General features: G+C 41.2%; 4 protein-coding genes and 1 pseudogene. 3 read left to right on the top strand and 2 right to left on the bottom strand.

The window, feature by feature from the left end; genetic code table 11:
• The first annotated feature begins 92 nt into the window (after nucleotides 1–92).
• The 3 genes and pseudogenes from KKC1_RS07705 to KKC1_RS07715 all read left to right on the top strand — a co-directional run bounded on the left by KKC1_RS07705 (nucleotide 93) and on the right by KKC1_RS07715 (nucleotide 1,814).
• Complete coding sequence (locus KKC1_RS07705; protein WP_088553891.1) at nucleotides 93–746, top strand: hypothetical protein; 654 nt, start codon at nucleotides 93–95, stop codon at nucleotides 744–746.
• A 78-nt stretch (nucleotides 747–824) separates the two neighbouring features.
• Nucleotides 825–965, top strand: a pseudogene (locus KKC1_RS07710) (anaerobic ribonucleoside-triphosphate reductase activating protein); the annotation flags it as partial.
• Nucleotides 966–1,352: 387 nt separating this feature from the next.
• On the top strand, nucleotides 1,353–1,814 hold the full coding sequence (locus tag KKC1_RS07715; protein ID WP_088553892.1) for a hypothetical protein: 462 nt from the start codon (nucleotides 1,353–1,355) through the stop codon (nucleotides 1,812–1,814).
• A gap of 57 nt (nucleotides 1,815–1,871) precedes the next feature.
• On the opposite strand, the gene KKC1_RS16015 is transcribed toward KKC1_RS07715, so the two are convergent.
• A complete protein-coding gene (locus KKC1_RS16015) occupies nucleotides 1,872–2,030 on the bottom strand; it encodes a hypothetical protein (protein WP_153802851.1) in 159 nt (52 codons plus the stop codon).
• Between the two features lie 57 nt (nucleotides 2,031–2,087).
• The coding region (locus KKC1_RS07720) for a DUF2284 domain-containing protein (RefSeq protein ID WP_088553893.1) at nucleotides 2,088–2,640 on the bottom strand (553 nt) is incomplete at its 5' end.

Genomic DNA, 2,640 nt, shown 5'->3' on the forward strand with positions numbered 1-2,640 from the left:
CACGGATTTAGTCAAAATCAGGTAATCTCTGTAAGCCTACAGCTTCAACGGTTAACGGGTTTTTCAGAGATCTCGTATTAGGGAAGGACTACATGGATAAGAAGGACAATTCTACATCAATTGCCAATGCAGACGGGTGCTGGAAAAAATCTTCCCGGTTGTCGGGAGTTTTTTCTTGCCAAAAAACATGCAAAAGAGAACAAGGATGGTTCAGAATGAAAAGAAGATTAATATTATTGGGTTTTGTTGTGCTGATGAGTGTTTTTTCTGCGTATGCCATAGCCTCAACGGTTGATGTAAATGTTCCTAAATGGGGGATTACTGACGAAACGGTAAAATTAAATAAAGGTGGAACCGGTGAAATCATGCCCCCGTTGAACAGGAATCCTCAGCCTGTTTATCCGGGTAATCACGATCTGCCGGGGGAAAGATCATTTGATATAAATAAGAAGATAAATCGAGAAAAATTGCAAGCGGAACAGGCTCAAATAAAAATGATTGAGCTTATGACCTACCAAGAGTTTTTAGATAAACTGGGGAACGGTTTTTTCGTCACATCGTTGTCACCCCAACGCTTGGTGTGGGTTGTCCAAATATACTATCCCAATGGAATCGATGTTGGAAACGGTCCGTTGAAGCCTGGTATTGAAATCAAGGATACTGTCATAGACAATGCCCAAAGAACAAAAATCTATGATGCTGAAACTGGTCAATTAATATCTGTTCAAGATGTATCATTAAAGTAATGCGTCTAGTCAGAGACGGTTCTGACCGAATATCGTGAAACTGTTAAGGCCATCTTGACCCAACTCATATGTCTGGGTAGCGACTGGCTGGTGGGCGGGCCTTTTATCCTGGCGGAAAGGGACTTGAATTTGCCCTTTCGAGGATCCCGTAACCAGCGGATAATTGACATGCGGCGTTCTTTAAGGCAGGGGAACGCAGTATCGGCAGAAATTGCGTGACCCATAAAGCTGGTATTCCGGCGGAGGGTATTACTTTTGGAAAGTTAGCACAGCTTCACATGCAATTTACATTGATGCAGTAACAGGTAATTACCTTGACGAAGAGCCTTTGCTCAAAGCTGCTAGGTATAGGTAAGAGAAAATACCTCTCTCTGGTTTTCTTACCTAGGAGTGCGGTCGAAATTTACTTGTGGTAAAGGGAGAAGGACGTTCAAACACGTTCTTCTCCCTTATTCGACGCGAGCGGCACATCGTAATCAATCCACATATCAGTGAAGCCGGTGAGACTTATAAATTTGCCAAATTGTACTAAAGAATGGTAAAATTTAATAAACTTGTTAACAGAGTTGCCTAAGAATAACAGGCTGTCAAGGGGGAATACGACAGTTGACAAAGAATAATTCTTTGAAAGTGGTAATTGGATTGTTATGTCTGATTCTCATATTTATTACAGGCTGTTCTTTATTCCCTGACCCGAAAGTTAGGGGTTCAATGCAAATTGAAGAACGTCGCAAAAAAGTAATTGCTAAAGCGGAAGAAATGGTACAAGCAGACGACAGTATTGATATATTCGTATGTAATGGAAACATCTATATAAACGCCGAAGATATTGAATGGGTTAATAAACTCAAACCGACGTTAGACCAGGAAGCAAAATTATGTGAAATTAAAAAGTTCTATGAAGTAGGCAAACCATTTGAAGAATATATGGCTACAAAATTACCAGTTGGAACACGACTATTTTTGTCCAAAGAAAGACAGGGCATCATAATAACATTAGTCGATGGGAGACAAATTTATTACTTACCTTTTTTCCCTGAAAATTATACCACCCAACGCAGAAGGTAGATAGTATCCTTTTTAGCGGGAAGCTGTCAAGTGGACCTAGGTAATTTTTTGATTTACTTAAAAATTTGTCTGATTCATTTTCCTTAATTCAAGCAAGATTTCTTTCAATAGCAATAGGTGTAACCTCCGGTAATTAACATTACTGGCTAATTTGGCCCACTTTCTAGGGTTATCCTCCGGAATAAATTCCTCCAATATCTCAATAATATCTTTCATAAAAACAGGCCCTCCCCTCTTTGCTTATTAAAAAAGAAATTTTACCTGCTCACTGCTCTATGTGATAAAAACAATACCTACGGAGATGGCGCATTTAACGGAGTCCGGTTCTACATATTTGTGGGCAATAGGATAAATATCCCATCCCACCTCGGTTACCAGCCTGAAAACATCAATCCCTACTCCTTCCATGGACGGCCTGGAACGTAAAGGAAATCTGCACCGGCCGCTGTCCAAGAACTGGCATATTTGTCCCTTACACAAGGCTGTTTTACAACCGCCGGCACCAAATCCTACGGCAAAGTAATAACCGTCGTTAAAAGCCAATGCTTCGATGACACTGGCGATGTCGTCTGCCTTTTGCTGGTGTTTCATATGCCCGGTGTGCCATTGTTTATCATCCACAAAATCTTCAAGTGGGCTTACATCTGTCTTGAACAGGAGAGCATACTGGTATTTGCTGAACACTTTTCTCATTTCCTCCGGTTCAGGAGTGTAGGGGGGACAATTGGGACTCTCCCCATAAAGATGGCATCGGGGAAAAGCACATTTAATCCTTACCCGTTCATCCACTACCACTTTACTGGCAGGAATTATTACTGCATCCGCC

The sequence above is a fragment of the Calderihabitans maritimus genome (genome assembly GCF_002207765.1).
In the GTDB taxonomy this organism is placed as follows: domain Bacteria; phylum Bacillota; class KKC1; order Calderihabitantales; family Calderihabitantaceae; genus Calderihabitans; species Calderihabitans maritimus.

What these genes read in the sequence shown, in the direction of transcription:
- KKC1_RS07705 (WP_088553891.1), top strand. Translation starts at nt 93, where the DNA reads ATGGATAAGAAGGACAATTCTACATCAATTGCCAATGCAGACGGGTGC.
- KKC1_RS16015 (WP_153802851.1), bottom strand. Translation starts at nt 2,030, where the DNA reads ATGAAAGATATTATTGAGATATTGGAGGAATTTATTCCGGAGGATAAC.